General features: G+C 64.3%; 18 protein-coding genes. 2 read left to right on the top strand and 16 right to left on the bottom strand.

Annotated elements, in window-relative coordinates:
• The 10 genes from ACDA63_RS11805 to ACDA63_RS11850 all read right to left on the bottom strand — a co-directional run bounded on the left by ACDA63_RS11805 (position 1) and on the right by ACDA63_RS11850 (position 11,162).
• On the bottom strand, positions 1 to 594 hold the full coding sequence (locus ACDA63_RS11805) for a DMSO/selenate family reductase complex B subunit (protein WP_373663448.1): 594 nt from the start codon (positions 592 to 594) through the stop codon (positions 1 to 3).
• A gap of 14 nt (positions 595 to 608) precedes the next feature.
• Positions 609 to 2,972: a DMSO/selenate family reductase complex A subunit gene (locus ACDA63_RS11810; RefSeq protein WP_373663449.1), complete on the bottom strand. Its 2,364-nt coding sequence runs from the start codon at positions 2,970 to 2,972 to the stop codon at positions 609 to 611.
• 169 nt (positions 2,973 to 3,141) lie between these two features.
• Positions 3,142 to 3,759, bottom strand: coding sequence for a Tat proofreading chaperone DmsD (gene dmsD / locus ACDA63_RS11815; RefSeq protein ID WP_373663450.1), 618 nt, complete (start codon positions 3,757 to 3,759; stop codon positions 3,142 to 3,144).
• 5 nt (positions 3,760 to 3,764) lie between these two features.
• Positions 3,765 to 5,405, bottom strand: coding sequence for a glucose-6-phosphate isomerase (gene pgi / locus ACDA63_RS11820; protein WP_373663451.1), 1,641 nt, complete (start codon positions 5,403 to 5,405; stop codon positions 3,765 to 3,767).
• Positions 5,406 to 5,510: 105 nt separating this feature from the next.
• Positions 5,511 to 6,236 (bottom strand): aspartate/glutamate racemase family protein, encoded by a 726-nt coding sequence (locus ACDA63_RS11825; protein ID WP_373663452.1) that lies wholly within the window; start codon positions 6,234 to 6,236, stop codon positions 5,511 to 5,513.
• 35 nt (positions 6,237 to 6,271) lie between these two features.
• Positions 6,272 to 7,150: an ABC transporter permease gene (locus ACDA63_RS11830; protein ID WP_373663453.1), complete on the bottom strand. Its 879-nt coding sequence runs from the start codon at positions 7,148 to 7,150 to the stop codon at positions 6,272 to 6,274.
• A gap of 1 nt (position 7,151) precedes the next feature.
• Positions 7,152 to 8,156, bottom strand: coding sequence for an ABC transporter permease (locus ACDA63_RS11835; protein ID WP_373663454.1), 1,005 nt, complete (start codon positions 8,154 to 8,156; stop codon positions 7,152 to 7,154).
• Positions 8,156 to 9,439, bottom strand: coding sequence for a PotD/PotF family extracellular solute-binding protein (locus tag ACDA63_RS11840; RefSeq protein ID WP_373663455.1), 1,284 nt, complete (start codon positions 9,437 to 9,439; stop codon positions 8,156 to 8,158). Before ACDA63_RS11840 ends, ACDA63_RS11835 begins: the two co-directional genes overlap by 1 nt.
• Before the next feature lie 55 nt (positions 9,440 to 9,494).
• Entirely contained in the window at positions 9,495 to 10,508 is a 1,014-nt protein-coding gene (locus tag ACDA63_RS11845) for an ABC transporter ATP-binding protein (RefSeq protein WP_373663456.1), read from the bottom strand.
• Between the two features lie 216 nt (positions 10,509 to 10,724).
• Entirely contained in the window at positions 10,725 to 11,162 is a 438-nt protein-coding gene (locus tag ACDA63_RS11850; protein WP_373663457.1) for a MarR family winged helix-turn-helix transcriptional regulator, read from the bottom strand.
• Positions 11,163 to 11,290: 128 nt separating this feature from the next.
• Here ACDA63_RS11850 and ACDA63_RS11855 point away from each other — a divergent pair, with 128 nt between their 5' ends.
• A complete protein-coding gene (locus ACDA63_RS11855; RefSeq protein WP_373663458.1) occupies positions 11,291 to 11,782 on the top strand; it encodes a DUF3016 domain-containing protein in 492 nt (163 codons plus the stop codon).
• Positions 11,783 to 11,808: 26 nt separating this feature from the next.
• Here ACDA63_RS11855 and ACDA63_RS11860 read toward each other — a convergent pair whose 3' ends face one another.
• Both ACDA63_RS11860 and ACDA63_RS11865 read right to left on the bottom strand, forming a co-directional pair.
• Complete coding sequence (locus tag ACDA63_RS11860) at positions 11,809 to 12,492, bottom strand: LrgB family protein (RefSeq protein WP_373663459.1); 684 nt, start codon at positions 12,490 to 12,492, stop codon at positions 11,809 to 11,811.
• Positions 12,489 to 12,947 (bottom strand): CidA/LrgA family protein, encoded by a 459-nt coding sequence (locus ACDA63_RS11865; RefSeq protein WP_373663460.1) that lies wholly within the window; start codon positions 12,945 to 12,947, stop codon positions 12,489 to 12,491. The genes ACDA63_RS11860 and ACDA63_RS11865 overlap by 4 nt, the downstream gene beginning before the upstream one ends.
• 106 nt (positions 12,948 to 13,053) lie before the next feature.
• Between ACDA63_RS11865 and ACDA63_RS11870 the strand changes: the two genes are divergently transcribed.
• A complete protein-coding gene (locus ACDA63_RS11870; RefSeq protein ID WP_373663461.1) occupies positions 13,054 to 13,950 on the top strand; it encodes a LysR family transcriptional regulator in 897 nt (298 codons plus the stop codon).
• On the opposite strand, the gene ACDA63_RS11875 is transcribed toward ACDA63_RS11870, so the two are convergent.
• From ACDA63_RS11875 to ACDA63_RS11890, 4 genes are all read right to left on the bottom strand, one after another.
• Entirely contained in the window at positions 13,940 to 14,323 is a 384-nt protein-coding gene (locus ACDA63_RS11875; RefSeq protein ID WP_373663462.1) for a YfeK family protein, read from the bottom strand. The genes ACDA63_RS11870 and ACDA63_RS11875 overlap by 11 nt on opposite strands.
• A 438-nt stretch (positions 14,324 to 14,761) precedes the next feature.
• Positions 14,762 to 16,129, bottom strand: coding sequence for a sigma 54-interacting transcriptional regulator (locus ACDA63_RS11880; protein ID WP_373663463.1), 1,368 nt, complete (start codon positions 16,127 to 16,129; stop codon positions 14,762 to 14,764).
• Positions 16,126 to 16,644 carry a hypothetical protein gene (locus ACDA63_RS11885; protein ID WP_373663464.1) on the bottom strand — a complete coding sequence of 173 codons (519 nt, stop codon included), beginning with the start codon at positions 16,642 to 16,644 and terminating at the stop codon, positions 16,126 to 16,128. Before ACDA63_RS11885 ends, ACDA63_RS11880 begins: the two co-directional genes overlap by 4 nt.
• Before the next feature lie 29 nt (positions 16,645 to 16,673).
• Positions 16,674 to 17,899: ATP-binding protein (locus tag ACDA63_RS11890; RefSeq protein ID WP_373663465.1), on the bottom strand; the 1,226-nt coding region annotated here is incomplete at its 5' end.

Below are 17,899 nucleotides of genomic sequence, written 5' to 3' on the forward strand. Positions count from 1 at the left end.
TCATTTGTCCTCCACGGTTTCGGCACCCGGATGCAACCGGATGACGAGGTTGGGTTGGGTGATCTCCGAGCTGGGCAAGCCGCGTGCATCGCATACATCGCCGTACTTGGCACGCAATTCATCGATCGGCCCGTACTGGATGGCGTGCAGCGGACAGGCCGCGACGCAGGCCGGGTCTTGACCCTGCTCGCGCAGGTCGAGGCATAGGTCGCACTTGGACATGCGGCCGATTTCTTCATTCATCTGTGGCGCGCCGTACGGGCAGGACCACGCGCAATAGCCGCAGCCGATGCACTTTTCGATGTCGACGACCACGACGCCGTCTTCTTCGCGTTTGTGCATGGCTGTTGTCGGGCAGTTGCGCGTGCAGATGGGGTCACTGCAGTGGTTGCATGAGATCGATAGCGTGTATGCGAACACGTTGTTGATGTAGCCGCCGCTGCCGTTGGGGGCAAAACCGCCGCCTCGCACTTCAGACACGCGACGGAACAGACGGCCGACTTCCAGCCCGTTCTTGTCCTTGCAGGACACCTGACAGGCTTTGCAGCCGCTGCACAGGCTTGAGTCGATGAAAAAGCCGAGTTGAGTTCCCATATTGAATATCCCCATCAAGCCTTGGCGACCTGCACCAGGATGGTCTGGTGCGCATTACCTTTGGCCAGCGGTGTGATGCGCGTGCTGCTCAGCACGTTGGCGCAGCCGCCGCGATCGATGCCATTGGCGTCCGGTTGCCACCAGGCGGCCGATTGCAGGGCTACCACGCCGGGCATGATCCGCGTGGTGACTTCCGCAACGATGACCGTCGTTCCGCGTTTGTTGAAGGCACGAACCATGTCGCCCTGCTTGACGCCGCGAGCACGAGCGTCGATGGGGTTGATCCACATTTTTTGTGTTTGTGCCTCTTTCAGCCACGGGTTGGCGAAGAAGGTCGAGTTGGCCCGGTTCTTGCCCTTCCAGGTAATGAGCTGAAGCGGGTATTCGCTCGTGGCTTCGTCCTGCGGTCCTTCCACCGCTGGCACGTAGTGGCTAAGCGCTGGAATATCGGGGTCGTTCATGTCGTACAGTCGCTTGGAGAAGAGTTCGATCTTTCCAGACGGCGTCTTGAACGGATGTGCGGCGGGGTCGTCGATTTCCTTCTTGAATGCCACGTACGGCTCGGGGTTCTTGAAATATGCGATGCGCTGGGTCTGCAGCGTATTGAAGTCCGGGAGTTCTTCTGACGGCTGCGTCAGGCGCGTTGCCTCCCAGATCGCTTCGATCCAGTCTTTCTGGCTGCGGCCGAGGGTGAATTCTTGCTCCACGCCGAGCTTGCGTGCGACGTCGGTGAGCCAGTCGTAGTCGTTGCGCGCTTCGTGCAAAGGTTCGATGACTTGCTCGGACAGCATCAGGTAATTGCCCGAACCCCATGTCTTGCCGATGTTCCAGCGCTCCATGAATGAGGTTTCGGGCAGCAGGACGTCGGCGAACTTTGCCGAAGGCGTCAAGTACAGGTCGCTGCAGACGATGAACTCGACCTTGCTTTCGTCTGCCAGAAGCCTGGCCGCCGCGTTGACGTCGGGATTCTGGCTCGCGAGGTAATTGCCCGCGAGGCAAAAGATCATCTTGATGTTGGTGGAGAGCTGGTCGACTTCTTTCAGGCCGTCTTCGGGGCGGACCTTGCTGGCGTCTTCGACGGCCTGCATCCAGTTCATGATCGAAATCTTGCCCTTGACCGCGTTGGTGCCGATGTCGGTCGGCACTGTCCCCTTGCGTGTGCCAATGCCGCCGTAGCCGCCCGCCCAGCCGCCTTTGACACCCACGTTGCCGGTGATGCAGGCGAGCATGGCGCTGCCGCGCGCGGTGCGCTCACCGCAGATGTGGCGTTGAGGCCCCCAACCCTGGATCAGTGCGGCGGGCTTGGTGGTGGCGTACTCGCGTGCGAGGCGGCGGATGGTGAGTGCCGGCACCTTGCAGATCCGTTCGGCCCATTCCGGCGTTTTTGCCACACCGTCTTTCTTGCCGGTGAGGTAAGCCATGAGCGACTCATTGGCGGGCACGCCCTCGGGCATATGTGCTTCGTCGAAGCCCACGCAGTAGGTGGAGAGGAATTTCGCGTCGTGCAGGTTCTCGGTGACGATGACGTAGGCCATCGCGTCCATGAGCGCATTGTCGGTCGTCGGCAGAATTGGAATCCACTCGCTGCCGTATGCCGCCGTGCTATCGGAATATCGCGGATCGACGACGATGAACTTTGTCCCTCGCCGCTTCATTTCCTGGAAGTAGTGATTGGTGTGCCCGAATACGGTTTCGGTGGGGTTGTGTCCCCACAGGATGACGAGCTTGGTGTCGAGCAGCGAATCGAGGCCGCTGCCACTGGCCGGTGTCCCATAGGTGTAGGGCGTGGCAGCCAGCGTGTTGCCCATGCTGACGGAGTGGTAGTAGTCGAGAAAGCCCCCGGTCAGATTGAGCAGGCGGCGCGCCATGACGTCGCCCGAAATGGCGCCACTGCTGCCGGCCGTGTTGACCGTACAGAAACGCGAAGCGGGGCCATACGCATCGGTAATGCGCTTCATCTGCTGGGCGATGAGCGTGGTGGCCTCGTCCCAGCTCACGCGTTTGAACTTGCCTTCGCCGCGTTTGCCCACGCGCACCATCGGGTACTTCAGGCGGTCTGGGTTATAGACGAAACGCCGGTAACTGCGGCCGCGCACACAAGCGCGCATGACCGGCATGTCGGGATTGATTTCGGCGTCGGCGATGGTGCTGATGCGTACGACGGCGCCGTCTTTGATGTGCGTGCGAATGACGCACTTTCCGCCGCAGTCGAAGGTGCTGCACGTCTGCACGACTTTTTCGGCGGCCGCGGCGGGCGCACCGGCGGACTGTGTCGCCTTGACGCCGCCTGCGATGAAGGGCGTGGCGGAAAGCAGGCCAGCCAACTTAAAGAAGTCGCGGCGACTTTCTGTTTTTGAAGCGGAGCGATGGTCGTCCATACAGCGGTTCACCTTTCCGACAAAGCGTCGTTGAATCGATACAGAGCCTGTCGATGGTGACGTTGTATTGTGCAAATGTATTTGAATTAAATTAAACCCATGTTTTTGATGTGGTTATTGCGGCACGCAGAACAACCAGTCCTTGATCCACGTCTGCCGGAGCGCGCAGCTAAATGTAGATCGGCCGTGCGTTGGGTTGGAGTTGCGCGCGCGCGGCAATGTCGGTCAGTGTGAGCCGGGCCAGCCGTGCCAAAGCGCCGAAATGCCCGGGCGGCGCGGCGCTTTCAAGCAATTCCAGATACCGGTCAGACCACGGAAGCAGGTGCGCTTGCAACAGTTCGTGCAATGCGTCGGCGTCCTCGCTGACCTGCGCCATGGCCAGGCACATCAGCCCAAAGTGATCATCGGGATCGTGTTGGTCAGCCGCCCGTGTCAGTCCATTGCGGCGCAGGAAGTCGCGCCACTCCAGCGTCGACGCGCCGAACAGGACACGTTCCTCATCCAGATACACCGAGCCCCAGGGCGGGGCTTCGAGATGTGCCGGCCCGACGAACAAGGTTTGGTGCGCGTCGTCAGCGCCATCCATTGAATGCAGTTCGTACTGGATGGCGTTGAGTTCCTCGGGCCGTCCATAGGGCCATTGCGAGGGCAGGTCCGTCAGCAAGGCGAGGCATTCGTCATGGGCGGGATGCGACGGCGGATAGTAGAACAGCGTGCCCAGCACCTTGCCGCATGCAGCGATCGCGGCACGCTCTTCGCTGAAGGCGTCCGTGGCGACTTCATTCATGCCATTCAACCTTGTTGTGCGTGGATCGCGCGTTCGATCAGCGCTTGCGTGGACGAATCGTAGGCCGATGCATCGGTCTCGCCGGCCAGCACTTTTTCGATGCCGGAGGCCAGTTGCTTGCCCAATTCCACACCCCATTGGTCGAACGAATTCAGGCCCCAGATCGCGCCTTGCACGAACACCTTGTGTTCGTAGAGCGCCAGCAGCGCGCCGAGCGTGCGCGGGTTGAGTTCGTCGAGCACCAGCGTGTTGCTTGGGCGATTGCCGCCGAATACGCGATGCGGAATGGCGGCTTCGAGTTCGTCGCCGCTCATGCCGCGGGCGCTCAGTTCGGCGCGCACCTCGTCGGCCGTCTTGCCGCGCGCGAGTGCGGCGGATTGGGCGAAGCAGCTCGCCATGAGCGTGCGGTGGTGGCCCGGTAGTACGTTCGGCTGGCGCAGAGCGAGGATGAAGTCCACCGGAATCAGCGCAGTGCCTTGGTGCAGGAGCTGGAAGTAAGCGTGCTGACCGTTGATGCCGGGCTCGCCCCAGATCACCGGGCCGGTCGCGTATTCAACGCGCGCACCGTCGCGGCGTACTGATTTGCCGTTGGATTCCATGTCCAGTTGCTGGAGGAAGGCGGGCAGGCGATGCAGCACGTTGTTGTACGGCGCGATCACGTGCGAGCGCGAGCCGAGAAAATCCACGTACCACACGCCGAGCAGCGCCAGGATGACGGGCAGGTTTTCGGCCAGCGGCGTGGTGCGGAAGTGCTGGTCCATGTCGTAGGCGCCGGCCAGCAGTTCATCGAAACGGTCCGGCCCGAGCGACAGCACGATGGGCAGCCCGATGGCCGACCACAGTGAATAGCGGCCGCCTACCCAGTCCCAGAATCCGAACATGTTGTCGGCGTCGATGCCGAATTCGGTCACCTTGTCGCGATTGGTAGACACGGCCACGAAATGCCTGGCCACGGCGGATTCGTTGCCGGCAGCATCCACCAGCCATTGGCGCGCGGTGCGCGCGTTGGTGAGCGTTTCGATGGTGGTGAAGGTCTTCGACGCGATCACGAACAGCGTGCGTGCCGGGTCCAGCCCACGCAGCGCCTGCTGGATGGCGGCGCCGTCCACGTTCGAGACGAAGTGTACGCGTGGGCCATCGGCCACCGGCTTGAGCGCTTCGCACACCATGAGCGGACCGAGGTCCGAGCCGCCGATGCCGATGTTCACCACGTCGGTGATGGTCTGCCCGGTGTGGCCGAGCCATTGGCCGTCGCGCACGCGGCGCGCGAAGGCGTAGAGGCGGGCGCGCTCGGATCGGATTTCGGGCAGCACGTCGCGGCCGTCGACCAGCACGGGCGCGTCGCCCAGGTTGCGCAGCGCGGTGTGCAGCACGGCGCGGTGTTCGGTGTTGTTGATGGCCTCGCCCGAGAACATCGCATCGCGCTGCGCTTCGACGCCCGTCTGCTTGGCGAGCGCCACGAGCTGCGCCATGGTGACGTCGTTGACGCGGTTCTTCGAGTAGTCCAGATGAATACCCGCGCCGTCCGCCGAATAGCGCTGCACGCGTTGCGGGTCTTCGCGGAACAGTTCGCGCAGGTGCGTGCCACGGGCGTGGTCGGCGTGGCGAAGGAGCTCTGCCCAGGCGGGCGCTTGAATCGGGTTCATGATGAGTTTCGGTGACGAAGTCAGGGCGCCATCATCGCCGATCCGCGCCCGTTTGTGGCGCCGTGTCGGCGTTCGACTGACGCAACCCGGATGGTGGCTCGGCGCCTACTGGGCAAGCCGGTGCGCCAGCGCCGCCGATATGCCCGAATAGGCTACGCCGTCCGTCCCGGCAGGCTGCGGCGCGGGTGTGCCGAGCAGGCCGGACGCCGCCCGCATGCCGGCCGACACGCTGTCGATGACGGGCAACCCGAGGCGGTTCGCCAGCACGTCGCCCCAACCGGCGAGCGCCGCGCCGCCGAGGATCAGGCCGTCCGCCTGCCAGCGTTCGCGCGCCCGCAGGCAGGCTTCGCCCAACAGCGCGATGGCCGCTTCGCCGCCGGCCTGCAGATCCAGGCCCGACTGCGGGAGGATTTCGATGCCCGCCAAGGCCCCGGCGAAGCCTTCCACGACGGCCAGCCGTTCCAGCATGGCCTGCCAGCGCTGTCCGCCCGTGATGATGGCAAAACGCCCGCGTGCGGCGGCCTCACTCATCGATGCGCTCGCCAGCCCCACCACGTGCGCGGGGCAGACTTCGCGCAGGGCGTGGAGCCCGGGGTCGCCGAAGCAGCCGATCAGCACCACGTGCGCTGGCGCCGCCACGGCCCAGGCGTCGAGTACCGCGTGACCGGCCACGGTGTAGGCGACTTCGCTCGATATGTACTGCGCGCCGAAAGGCGCCGTGATGGTGTCGATGTCCGCGTTCGGCAGCGCTGCGCGCGCATGGCGCGCCAGCAGGTCGGTGACGGTGGCGGTGGTATTGGGATTGATGACGAGAACGCGGCCGGTGGACATGAGTTGCTTGGCGTTTTCCGTGGATGCGAATGTCGTCAGGCCGCGCCCCTGCGCCGGCGGGCCAGCAGCGCCATGGCGAGGATCGCCACGCCCATCACCACAAAGGAGACCAGCGTGGTGACGGTGCCCAGTGCGTAGATCACCGGCGAGGTGGCCGTGGTGGTGAGGCCCTGCAATTCCAGCGGCAGCGTGTTGAGGTCGCCGATGGCCTGCGATGAGCGGGCGATTTCGTCCCAGGACAGCGTAAAGCCGAACATGCCCACGCCCACCACCGAAGGTCCGATCAAGGGCAGCACCACGTGGCGGAACGTCTGCCACGGCGTGGCGCCGAGGTCGCTCGCGGCTTCTTCGTACGCGGGGTTGAAGCGGTTGAATACGGCGAACATGACCAGCAGCCCGAAAGGCAGCGTCCACGTGAGCTGCGCGCCGAGCGCCGACGTAAACAGGCCCATGGTGGTGTTGAACTCGGCTGCCAGGTTGTCCCAGCCGACCGCGCCGAACAACCATTTGAGCGCGGTATCCAGCAGGCGGAACTCCAGCCCGATGCCGAGTGACACCACAATCGACGGCATGATCAGGCTTGCCACGGTAATGAAGAACAGCGCCGTGCCGCCGCGCAGGTTCTTGCGGAAGGCAAGGCTTGCCATCACGGATAGCAGCACGGTGAGCACTGTCACGGCCGCACCCAGTTTGACCGAGCGCCACAACGCCGCGCCGATGTCGACCACGCCGATGCCTTCGAAGAGTTTGTGGAACCAATGCAGCGACACGCCGCGCATGGGGAACACAAGGCCACCCTCCGGCCCCTGCAGGCTGAGCACGAAAATGCAGATCACCGGCCCGTAGAGGAACAGCACGAACAGTGCGAAGAACAGCGCCAGTCCATAAAAGCCGAAGCCGCGTGAATCGCGCATGTCACAACTCCCGGCGCAGGTCGACCATGCGCGTCAGTGCCCAGATGATCATCAGCACCACGGCCAGCAGAATCACCGCGTTGGCCGCTGCCATGGGAAATTGCAGATACGAGGTCTGCACCTGGATGATCTTGCCGACCGAAGCGATCTGCTGCCCGCCCATGACGCCGATGGTGACGAAGTCGCCCATCACGATGGTGATGACGAAGATCGAGCCGATGATGATGCCCGTGCGCGACAGCGGCACGATCACGTTCCACAGCGTCTGCCACGCGCTGGCGCCGCCGTCGCGGGCGGCTTCGATGAGCGCGCGGTCGATGCGCATCATCGAGTTGAAGATCGGCACGATCATGAAGAACGTGAACAGGTGCACAAAGGCCAGCACCACCGAGAAAGGCGAATACAACAGCCATTCCTGCGGCGAGTCGACGATGCCTGCCGAAATGAGAAAGTGATTCACCACGCCGTTGCGCCCCAGCAGCGGAATCCACGAAATCATGCGGATGACGTTCGACGTCCAGAACGGGATCGTGCACAGCACGAACAGCAGCGTCTGCATGGTGGTGGTGCGCACATGAAAGGCGAGAAAGTACGCCACCGTGAAGCCGATCGCCAGCGTAAAGAACCACGTCAGCGCGCAATAGGTGAGCGTGGACAGGTAAGTCTTGAATGTGACGCACAACTCGGCCGTATTGGCACAGCCTTCGAAAATGCCTACGTAATTCTTGGGTGTGAAGGCGGGGATGAGTTCGTATTCGCTGGCGTCCCAGAAGCTGACGACCACCACCAGCAACAGCGGGATGATGAAGAACAGTGCGAACACGAGAGCGAAGGGTGCCGCCTGCGCCCACGCGGGCAACGCGCGCGCAAGCAAGGGCGTTCGCACGGGGGCCGACGCGTCGGCGGCGGGGGCGAGCAGGGTGGCGCTGTCGGTCTTCATCGTCGATGCGGCGGTGGAGTTGGAACGCGCCTGCCGCAGCCGTGCCACGGCAGGCGAGTGGGTCATCAGGCGGCCACGAACTCGTTCCACTTCTGGACCATGTAGGCGTTCTCGTCCATCACCGAATTCCAGCAGGCGATGGAACCCATGCGTTTTTCATACGAGCCGCCGTCGCGCACGCTGCCGGCCTTTTCGATCACCGTGCCGTCGGGCGCCTTGATGTCCTTGGCGGCGGGCTTGCCTTCCATCCAGTAGGCCCACTCGTAGGCTTCCATATGGCTCTTGGCGGTTTCCAGCACGGCCGAGTAGTAGCCCTGGCGGTTCAGATAGGCGCCGGCCCAGCCGTCGAGGAACCAGTTGATGAATTCGTACGCGGCGTCCAGTTTCTTGCCCTGCAGGGTGGCGGGCAGGCCGAAGCCCGATGCCCACGCGCGATAGCCTTCCTTGAGCGGCTGGAACGTGCAGGCGATGCCCTGCGAGCGTACCTTGGTGACAGCGGGCGACCACATCGACTGGATGACGACTTCACCCGATGACATGAGGTTCACGCTCTCGTTGAAGTCCTTCCACAGCGCGCGGAACTGGCCGTTCTTCTTGGCCTCGATCAGCGCCTTGATGGTGAGGTCGATTTCCTTCTTGGTCATGTTCCCCTTGTCCGGGTACTTGTAGAGGCCCATGGCCTCGACGACCATCGCGGCGTCCATGATGCCGATCGAAGGAATGTTCAGGATCGCCGCCTTGCCCTTGAATTGCGGGTTGAGCAATTCGGCCCACGATTCGATGGGGCGCTTGATGAGGTCGGGGCGGATGCCCAGCGTGTCGGCGTTGTACGTGGTGGGGATCAGCGTGACGAACTGCGTCGGCGTCTTCGCAAAATTCTTCGATTTCTCGCCGTCGAGGAACATCACTTTCTTCGGCGCAGTGCCTTGATCGCCCACCTTCTTGCCGCCGACTTCACCGCGCGTGAAGAGTGAGGTGATCTTGTCGAAGTTCTTCACGCGGCGCGCATCGATGCCTTTGATGTTGCCCGTGGGCACGATCTTCTTGAGCGAAAAATACTCGGTGTCGAGCAGGTCGAACGAGTTCGGCGCGGTGACCGCGCGCTTGCTCACGTCGTCGGTCGTGACGGGGATGTACTGGATTTCGATGCCGGTGTCGGCCTTGAATTTGTCGGCGATGGCTTTGTCCTGGTTCACCGCCGTGCCCAGGTAGCGCAGCACGATCTTCTCTTGTGCCTTGACGTACGGAAAGCCTGTGATCGCCGCGGTCGCGGCCGCGCCTTTGAGTAGGGTGCGGCGCATGTTGCTGGCGGGTTCGGTCACGACGGCTTCCTTCTTGGTGTGGCTCATTTCGATCTCCGGTTGAAAGTCAGGTGGGCGATGCGGCTTTGTTTGAACGCATATGTCATGACGCAGGCAGCGGGCGCGCGTCGGCTGTCGCCCACGACACGAAGACGGCTTCACCGGGCGCGATGGGCGCGGCGTAGTAATCGGCTTCGGGCAGTGTGGCGGTCAGGTCGGGGATGTGTTCGTGATGCAGGGCCAGTTGCACGTAAGTGCCCTGGTATTCCACGGCACGCACGCGCGCCGCGATGGGCTCGCCCGTGGGCTGCGCGCGCGACAGACGCGTGCGGTCTGCGCGCAGGGCGATCTTGCCGGTCGGGGTGGCGATCACGTTGTGGCCGCCGAGAAAGCGGGCGACGAATTCGGTGGCGGGGGTGTCGAAGATTTCGTGCGGCGAGCCCACCTGTTCGATGCGGCCATGGTTCATCACCACCACTTGGTCGGACAGCGCCATGGCTTCTTCCTGCGAGTGGGTGACGTGGATGAAGGTAAAACCGAGTTCGAGTTGCCAGCGCTTGAGTTCCGCCCGCATGCGGATGCGCAGGAACGGGTCGAGCGCGGAGAGCGGTTCGTCCAGCAGCAGCACGCGCGGTTCGACGATCAGCGCACGCGCGAGCGCCACGCGCTGCTGCTGCCCACCGGACAGTTGCCCTGGCTTGCGGTCGGCATACGGCGTCATGTCGACCAGTTCCAGCAACTGGTGCGCACGCTTGTGGCGCGTGGCCTTGTCGACGCCGGCCATCTTGAGGCTGAAGGCAACGTTGTCCAGCGCCGACAGATGTGGGAAGAGCGCATAGCTCTGGAACATCATCGCCGTGCCGCGTTGCGCGGTCGGCAGAATCGTGATGTTGCGCGGCCCGAGCAGGATGTCGCCGTCGGTCACCGATTCGTGCCCCGCGATCATGCGCAGCGTCGACGTCTTGCCGCAGCCCGAAGGGCCGAGCAGACAACAGTACGCGCCGGCCTTGATGCGCAGGTCGATGGCATCCACGGCCGTGGCGCCGCCGCCGTAGCGTTTGGTCAGCTTGATCAGTTCAAGGTCTGCCGCGCGCGTCGAACGTGATTCGGCGGTCATTGCATGGGTCTCCGCTCAGGGCTGGTTCAAGGCCAGCAGAGCAACGCTTATGCCATCGCGCTAGGTGTTCGGAAAACGACGTGCAATCAGTGCCTTACGGAATGGGTAAAGAAGCCGGCGAAGGTGCCGCGAGAGGGTGCGCACGGATTCGGTGCGCGATGGCGACGCCGGTGCCCGCCTTGGTGAATGGCGGGCGGGACGGCGTCGCGGCGGGGATTACTTGCTGCGTTCGATGCTCGCCTTGAGGCGTTCGAGCACCTGCGTGACGCGTTCGAGATCGTCTTCTGACACGTCGAGCAGGAGTTCCTTGCGGTACTGCGCGGCAACTGTCTTGAGCACGCCGAACATTTCCTGCCCCTTGTCGGTGAGGGTCACGTGCTTGACGCGACGGTCGGTCTGCGAGGGCACGCGCAGCACGAAGCCTGCCGCTTCGAGGCGGTCCAGCGTGCTCACCATCGTCGCGCCTTCGACGCCGAGATTGTTGGAGATTTCGATTTGCGACATGGGCGCCTCGGCCCGCGCAATCGCACTGATGGCCTGCCAGCCTGCACGGCCGAGGCCGAAGTCCTTCAGTCGGCGATCCAGTTCCAGGCGCCACAGGTGGGCCAGACCATGGAGGGTCGTCGAGAATCTCTCATCCAGAGGCAGCGTCATGTAAGAAATCGTAGTTTTTGTGAAGTGCGCAGTGTACCGTGACTTGCCCTTATGTCGCGCCTCTGCGCACCTGTCGTCGCCCTATGTGAGAATGGTTCTCATGAATTCTCTGGCATGGGGAAACGCGCATGAGGCAAGTCGTGGCGAGCATCATCCTGAGCCTTTTGCCGGCCGTCGCCATGGCGGCCGACAACGTGACCGTGCGATTTGTCTCGCCGGACCAATACACGGATGGCGATCCGCGCGGCGGCATGCCGACCAAGGGCGTGCTGGAAGCGTTCCAGCGGTACTTTGAAAGCGCGGGTGGCAAGCGCCTGCACGACGGGCAGCAGCTCGCCATCGACGTGCTCGACATCGATCTGGCTGGCGAGATCAGTCCGCGCCGCGCGCAGGGCGTGCGCATCATGGGTGAGGTCACGCCGCCGCGCATCCGGCTCGCCTATCGGCTGACGGAGGGCGACAAGGTGGTATCGGAGGGGAATGACTTTGTTGTTAACAGCAACTATCTCGCCGATGCGCCGTATCGCACCGATGCCGATCCGCTGTTCTACGAGAAGAAAATGCTCGATGCATGGTTCAACGATCGCATCGGCAAGCCGCTGGACGGGTCGGAGGACTAGGACTCACTTCACGCAGTCAATGCGTGCTAGAGAATCTGCGCCAGCAGCGGGGCGATGATCACCATGAGCACGCCGGCAACGATCATGGTGAGGCTGGACACCACGCCTTCATCCACGCTGCGGCCGTGAGCCGTGGCCGTGCCGGCCGCGTGGGCGCCCGCGCCGAACAGCGCACCGCGCGCCAGGCTCGACCGCACCGGCAGAAACGCCAGCAGCCATTCGCCCAGCATCATGCCGCACACGCCGGTGACCACCACGAACACTGCCGCGAGGTCTGCCGCGCCGCCGAGTTCGGGCGCGGCGATCATGGCGAAGGGCGTGCTGATCGAACGCACCGCAAGGCTGCGTTCGAGTGTTTCCGGCAGATGCATGAGACGCGCCAGCGCCACCGACGACACGACCGCCACCGTCATGCCGACGCATACGCCCACCACCAGCGGCAGCCAGTGGCGGCGGATGGTGTCGCGGTAGTCGTAGATGGGGATGGCGAAGGCGACCGTGGCGGGCCCGAGCATCCAGCTCAGCCAGTGGCTGCGCGAGGCATAGGTGACGTAGGGGATGTGCGTGATCAGTAGCGCACAGATCAGGATCGCGGGCACCACGATCATCGGCGACAGCCATACGCGCTTGTACTGGCGGTGCACGCGCTTCATCGCAAAGTACAGCGCCACGGTGACGACCAGGCAGGCCGTGGCAAGCCACCCGCTCATGCTTGCTTCTCCGCCGCCATGCGTTCGCGCCGGCGCGCATGCCACGCCTGGATCCGCCATGTGGCATCCACGGCGAGCGCCGTGCTGGCCATGACGCAGACGGTGCTGCCGACGATGACGACGAAGATCGCCAGCCCGTTGCGGCGGATCATGTCGGGGTACTGGATGATGGCGATCACGGCCGGGATGAAGAACAACAGCATTTCGCTGATCAGCCAGCCGGCGCCATGCGCCAGCCAGTCGCGCCGGATCACACCCGTCCACAGCAATGCCAGTACGACGCCCAGGCCCAGCAGGCTGCTCGGCACCTGCGGCAGGAACCTGCGCGAGACGATATCGGCGCAGATCCAGATCAGCGCGATCAGCATCACCTGCGAGGCGACGACGATGAAGCGCTGGGTGCGGCTGGCGGGCGAGGGGACGGCGGGCGTGGTCATGCGGGTGGACGGCTGCATCGGGAATCTGTGCCAAGTGTAGGCGCTCTGCGACCCATAATGAAAATGAATTATTGGAATAAAATCGATTCCAATATGGAATGACTTGCCGGTTGGGGGAGGAGCGATGGAACTCAAAGCGCTGCGTTGTCTGATCGAGGTCGTTCGCACCGGCAGCTTTACACGCGCGGCCAGCAACCTGTTCGTCACGCAACCCACCATCAGCAAGATGATCCGGGCGCTCGAAGATGAGCTCGGCACGCCTTTGCTGCTGCGTGAAGGGCGCGGCGTGCGCCTGACCGATGCGGGCCGCGTGGTGTTCGAGCAGGGGCAGGCGGTGCTGGCGGCTTCGGCGCGCCTGCAAGGCGAACTCGAATCGCTCGGGCAACGCGTGCGCGGCCCCTTGCGCATGGGCTTGCCGCCCATGGTCGGGACCGCGTTTTTCGCGCCCGTGGTGCGCGCTTATCGCGAGCGCTATCCAGAAGTGGAGTTGATGCTGACCGAGGACGGTGCGCGCGACCTGGAGCGCGGCATTCTGGCGGGCGATCTCGAACTGGCCGTGACGGTACTGCCCACGGCGCGCGAGGAACTTGCCACCCAGGAGTTCTCCAGCGAAGACCTGTGCCTGCTGGCGCCTGCCGGTTCGGTGTGGTCGAAGCGCCAGGCCGTCGCCATCGGGCAGTTGCGCGACGAACCGCTGATTCTCTTCAACGAAGGTTTTGCGCTGGCCGACCGCATTGCCGCGGCCTGCCGCGAAGCCGGATTTTCCCCGCGCATCGCCGCGCGCAGCGGGCAGTGGGATTTCATCGCCGAACTGGTCTCCGCGCGCCTTGGCGTGGCGCTCCTGCCGCGTCGCCTGTGCGAGCGGCTCGATCCCCGTCGCTTCACGTGGGCCACGCTCAATGACCCGCACATCCCGTGGCGGCTCGCCTTCATCTGGATGAAGGAGAGCTACCTCTCGCACGCCGCCCGCGCTTTCCTCGACGTGGCGCAGGAGGCGCTGCTCGTCCCTGCTAAGGGCTGACCTGCTTGAGCAGTTCGTGGAGGAACGGCTTGGCGGGTTGGGCTGGTTTGCCGGCTTGCTGGATGGTGTAGGGCTCGCCCGACATCGACGAGGACGACGCGACCTTGTCGATGAACTCTTCTGCCGTATCGAGGCGATTGCGCGTGCGCGACAGCTTGAGCCTGAGGTGCGCCACCGCATCGGCAGCGTTGTGCTTTTCGCCGTTGCGGATGAACACGAGATCGGTGCGCTTGGCCAGCGCCGCCAGCATGGCGTCGACGCGGGCTTCCTCCTTAGCCGACAGTGCGAAAGCCGGCAAAGGGGACAGCAGGCCGAGCGTGAGCGCAACGAGCACGACGCGCAGGAAGAGGGCAAAACGGCGGGGCAGTTTCATCGGCGGCAATCCGGCAAGAGGTATCGCGCGATGTTAGTCGCCCGTCGCCGTCCCCGCCATGACGGACTCCAAGCGGATCAACGGCGCCCGGCGGCCTGAAACGACGCACTGCGAAGCGCATTGAGCCGGATTATGGCAAGCGCATCGCGCGGGTTGCCATCGAGTGCCGGGGCAATAAGTGCTGGCAGGCGGTGCTGCGACGCGATCGATGTCATCGGTCGTTTCTGGGTGTGTGAAGGAAACGGCATAACGGGCGCGATGCCATGCTGCCGATACCGGGCGTGGCGATGTGTGGCGCAACCGCATCGCGGAGCGCGAGGCGGCGGAGGGCCTGGCGCCCTCCACACCGTAGATGTACGTTGGCAAGAACATCGGTCGGCTGCTGGATCGATTGCAGGTGCGGCTGGATGCCGGGCGAAGTGATCGCCCCGGCATCCTTCAGGCCAGTTCGGCCGTCGCCTTGAATGCGCCGGGCTCCAGTTGATGGCGCGAGAGCAGGCGGTAGAACTCGGTGCGGTTGCGCTTGGCGAGCCGCGCGGCCTGGCTGACGTTGCCCTCGGTCAGCCGAAGCAGGCGAATCAGGTAGTCGCGCTCGAAGCGACGGCGCGCTTCGTCGAAGGACTCGATGGCGGGTTGATCTTCCTGGATGGCGCGCTGCACCAGCGAGGCGGGGATCAATGGCGTGGTCGATAGCGCCACCGTCTGCTCGACGACGTTGAGCAACTGGCGCACGTTACCCGGCCAGGGCGCGGCGACGAGCAGCTCCATGGCCTCGGGTGCGAAGGCGTTCACCGTGCGCTCGTACCGTTGTGCCAGCCGCTTGAGAAAGTGGTTGGCCAGCAGTGGGATGTCTTCGCGCCGTTCCGCCAGCGGCGGGATCGCCAGCGCGACCACGTTCAGGCGGTAGTAGAGATCGTCGCGGAAGCGGCCCTCGGTCCGCGCCACGTCGAGGTTGCGGTGGGTCGCCGAGATGATGCGCACGTCGATCGGCACGCTGCGCGTGGCGCCGACGGGGCGAACCTGTCTTTCTTCAAGCACGCGCAACAGCTTGACCTGCAATGCCAGCGGCATGTCGCCGATTTCATCCAGGAACAAGGTGCCACCCTGTGCGGCCATGAATAGTCCTTCGTGGTCGCGGTGCGCACCGGTGAAGGAACCCTTCACGTGGCCGAAGAGTTCCGATTCGAGCAACGGTTCGGGAATGGCGCCGCAATTGACGCCCACGAAAGGTTTGTCGGCGCGCGCGCTGGCCTTGTGGATGGCGCGCGCGAGCAGTTCCTTGCCCGCGCCGCTGGGGCCGGAGATGAACACGCTGACTTCGGAGCGGGCGACCAGTCGGGCCTGCTGGAGAAAGTCTTCCATCAGCGGGCTGCGGGTCAGGATGGCGGAGCGCCAATCGTTGTCGCCGCTGCCCGACGGCTCATCGGCGGCGGGGCCCGCCAGACCGATCGCGCGCTGGATCTGTTCGATCAGTTCGGCCGCGTCGTACGGCTTGGTCAGATAGCCGAACACCCCGCGTCGCGTCGCTTCGACCGCCTCGGGAATGTTGCCGTGCGCGGTGAGCACGATCACCGGCAGGCTGGGATGCGATTGGCGTACGGCTTCGAACAGCGCCATGCCGTCCATGCCGGGCATGCGCAGGTCGGTCACCAGCAGGTCGGGGCGGCTGCCCGCAAGCTGCGCGAGCGCAGCCTCGGCGTGCTCTGCGGTGGTGATGTCGAAACCAGAGGCTTTGAGGCGGATGGTCAGCAGGCGGAGCAGGTCGGGGTCGTCGTCTACAAGGAGAATCTTGGGGCGATGCGTCATTTCTGAGGTACCGGCGTTCGCTCGAGCATCTGTTTTTCGATATCCCGAATGGCATCGAGCTTCTGTTGCAGGGAATCACTTCGCTTCTGCTCGTCGCGCAGTTTCTGCTGCGTCGTGGAAAGGGCTTCGTCGGCGCGCTTCGAGTCTTGCAGAAGAGGCAGCAACAATTGGGCCACCGGATGCGTGCGTCCGCGTCCGTTGGCCTCGCCCGGCGGCACGTCGAGCAGCGCGACGGCCTTGCCTCGGTCGCCATTTGGGGCCGGCGCGAGCGCGAGGAAGGCGGCGAGCCTGAGTCGGTTGTCTTCGGTGCGGCGCGCACTGTATGCCTTTTGCAAGGCATCGGCGTCCGAGGCCAGTTCGGCCGGCGTTTCGGTCTTGATGCGGCTGGCGAGTGTGGTCAGGTAATCGCCGTTCACTTCGGTCTGCGTGGCGACAACCTTTGTGGGTGCGGCGCGCACCGGGGCACGATCGGCTGTTGCGCAGCCGGACATCGCGCAGGAGGCAATCATCGCCACGAGCGATAGGAATCTCATCGAGAAGGACATCATGGTTTTGTTATAGCGGCCTGCGGCAGGCGTACGCGCACGCGCGTGCCGCAGGGCTGATTGGGTAGCAGTTCAACCTCACCACCATGGGCGCTGACCAGTTCTTTGACGATGGACAGGCCCAATCCGGTTCCCTTGATCGGCGCGCCGGCCGGCAAAGGCCCTTGCACGAAGGGTTCGAACATTCTCTGTGCCAGCTCGGGCGCGATGCCCTGGCCGCTGTCGGCCACTTCGAGCAGGGCACTGCCTTCGCCGAGGTGCGCCGAGAGTTCCACCTCGCTGTTTTCGGGCGCGAACTTGATCGCGTTCGAGACGAGATTGTCGAGTATCACGCGCAGCTTTTCGCGGTCGGCGTCGAGCAAAAGGCTGGCGCCGCTCTGGCGCAGCGTGAGACTGCGGGCGGAAAGGGCGAGCTTCTGGTCGTCGGCAATCATCGAAAAGACCTCGCCAGCGACGAAGCGTTCGCGGCGCAGCCGGGCGGGGCGCGAGCGCATGCCGTTGTAGTCGAGCAGATCCTCGATGAGCCGGCGCAGGCGCGCGGTGTTGTCGCGCAGGATGCGCACGATCTCGCGCTGTTCGCCCGTGAGTGGCCCGCTGATGCCTTCGCCCAGCAGTTGCGAGCCCTCGTGGATGGCTGTCAGCGGCGTTTTCAGCTCATGCGATACGTGGTGCAGGAAGCGTGTCTTCTGCGCGTTGACCTCGGCCAGCCGCGTACGCAGCCAGTCCAGTTGGGCGCCGAGCACTTCGAGATCGTGCGGACCGGTGACGCGGATCGGCTTGTCGAGCTGCCCCTCTCCCAGCCCGCGAATACCCGCGCCAAGCTGGCGGATGGGGCGCCGTATCAGCAGGATCACGCCGCCCGCCAGGAGCAGGCCGATCGGGATGAGCAGCCACAGTTGCGTGAGCATGCGTCGCCGCGCGGCGGCGGATTGTTCGCGCAGGCCGGCGATTTCGGCCTCGATGCGCGCATCGGCCTGCTTGACGAGGCTTTCCGACACATCGCCCATGGCGACGAAGTCCGCGATCACCGCACTGGCGCCGGCGCTGGCCGCACCCGTTGCCGGCGATTGCGACTGCAACTGCGCCCAGATGCGGCCTTCCCGCGTGGACAATTGCTCCAGCGCGTCGCTCGCGGGGCCGTCGTCCATGTGCTGGCCGAGACGCGCGATGGCGTCCAGGAACAACGCGCGGCGGGCACTGTAGGCTTCGAGCCCGGCCGCATCGC

Source organism: Uliginosibacterium sp. sgz301328 (assembly GCF_041807905.1).
GTDB lineage: Bacteria > Pseudomonadota > Gammaproteobacteria > Burkholderiales > Rhodocyclaceae > JBGVSA01.

What these genes read in the sequence shown, in the direction of transcription:
- ACDA63_RS11805 (WP_373663448.1), bottom strand. Translation starts at nt 594, where the DNA reads ATGGGAACTCAACTCGGCTTTTTCATCGACTCAAGCCTGTGCAGCGGC.
- ACDA63_RS11810 (WP_373663449.1), bottom strand. Translation starts at nt 2,972, where the DNA reads ATGGACGACCATCGCTCCGCTTCAAAAACAGAAAGTCGCCGCGACTTC.
- dmsD (WP_373663450.1), bottom strand. Translation starts at nt 3,759, where the DNA reads ATGAATGAAGTCGCCACGGACGCCTTCAGCGAAGAGCGTGCCGCGATC.
- pgi (WP_373663451.1), bottom strand. Translation starts at nt 5,405, where the DNA reads ATGAACCCGATTCAAGCGCCCGCCTGGGCAGAGCTCCTTCGCCACGCC.
- ACDA63_RS11825 (WP_373663452.1), bottom strand. Translation starts at nt 6,236, where the DNA reads ATGTCCACCGGCCGCGTTCTCGTCATCAATCCCAATACCACCGCCACC.
- ACDA63_RS11830 (WP_373663453.1), bottom strand. Translation starts at nt 7,150, where the DNA reads ATGCGCGATTCACGCGGCTTCGGCTTTTATGGACTGGCGCTGTTCTTC.
- ACDA63_RS11835 (WP_373663454.1), bottom strand. Translation starts at nt 8,156, where the DNA reads ATGACCCACTCGCCTGCCGTGGCACGGCTGCGGCAGGCGCGTTCCAAC.
- ACDA63_RS11840 (WP_373663455.1), bottom strand. Translation starts at nt 9,439, where the DNA reads ATGAGCCACACCAAGAAGGAAGCCGTCGTGACCGAACCCGCCAGCAAC.
- ACDA63_RS11845 (WP_373663456.1), bottom strand. Translation starts at nt 10,508, where the DNA reads ATGACCGCCGAATCACGTTCGACGCGCGCGGCAGACCTTGAACTGATC.
- ACDA63_RS11850 (WP_373663457.1), bottom strand. Translation starts at nt 11,162, where the DNA reads ATGACGCTGCCTCTGGATGAGAGATTCTCGACGACCCTCCATGGTCTG.
- ACDA63_RS11855 (WP_373663458.1), top strand. Translation starts at nt 11,291, where the DNA reads ATGAGGCAAGTCGTGGCGAGCATCATCCTGAGCCTTTTGCCGGCCGTC.
- ACDA63_RS11860 (WP_373663459.1), bottom strand. Translation starts at nt 12,492, where the DNA reads ATGAGCGGGTGGCTTGCCACGGCCTGCCTGGTCGTCACCGTGGCGCTG.
- ACDA63_RS11865 (WP_373663460.1), bottom strand. Translation starts at nt 12,947, where the DNA reads ATGCAGCCGTCCACCCGCATGACCACGCCCGCCGTCCCCTCGCCCGCC.
- ACDA63_RS11870 (WP_373663461.1), top strand. Translation starts at nt 13,054, where the DNA reads ATGGAACTCAAAGCGCTGCGTTGTCTGATCGAGGTCGTTCGCACCGGC.
- ACDA63_RS11875 (WP_373663462.1), bottom strand. Translation starts at nt 14,323, where the DNA reads ATGAAACTGCCCCGCCGTTTTGCCCTCTTCCTGCGCGTCGTGCTCGTT.
- ACDA63_RS11880 (WP_373663463.1), bottom strand. Translation starts at nt 16,129, where the DNA reads ATGACGCATCGCCCCAAGATTCTCCTTGTAGACGACGACCCCGACCTG.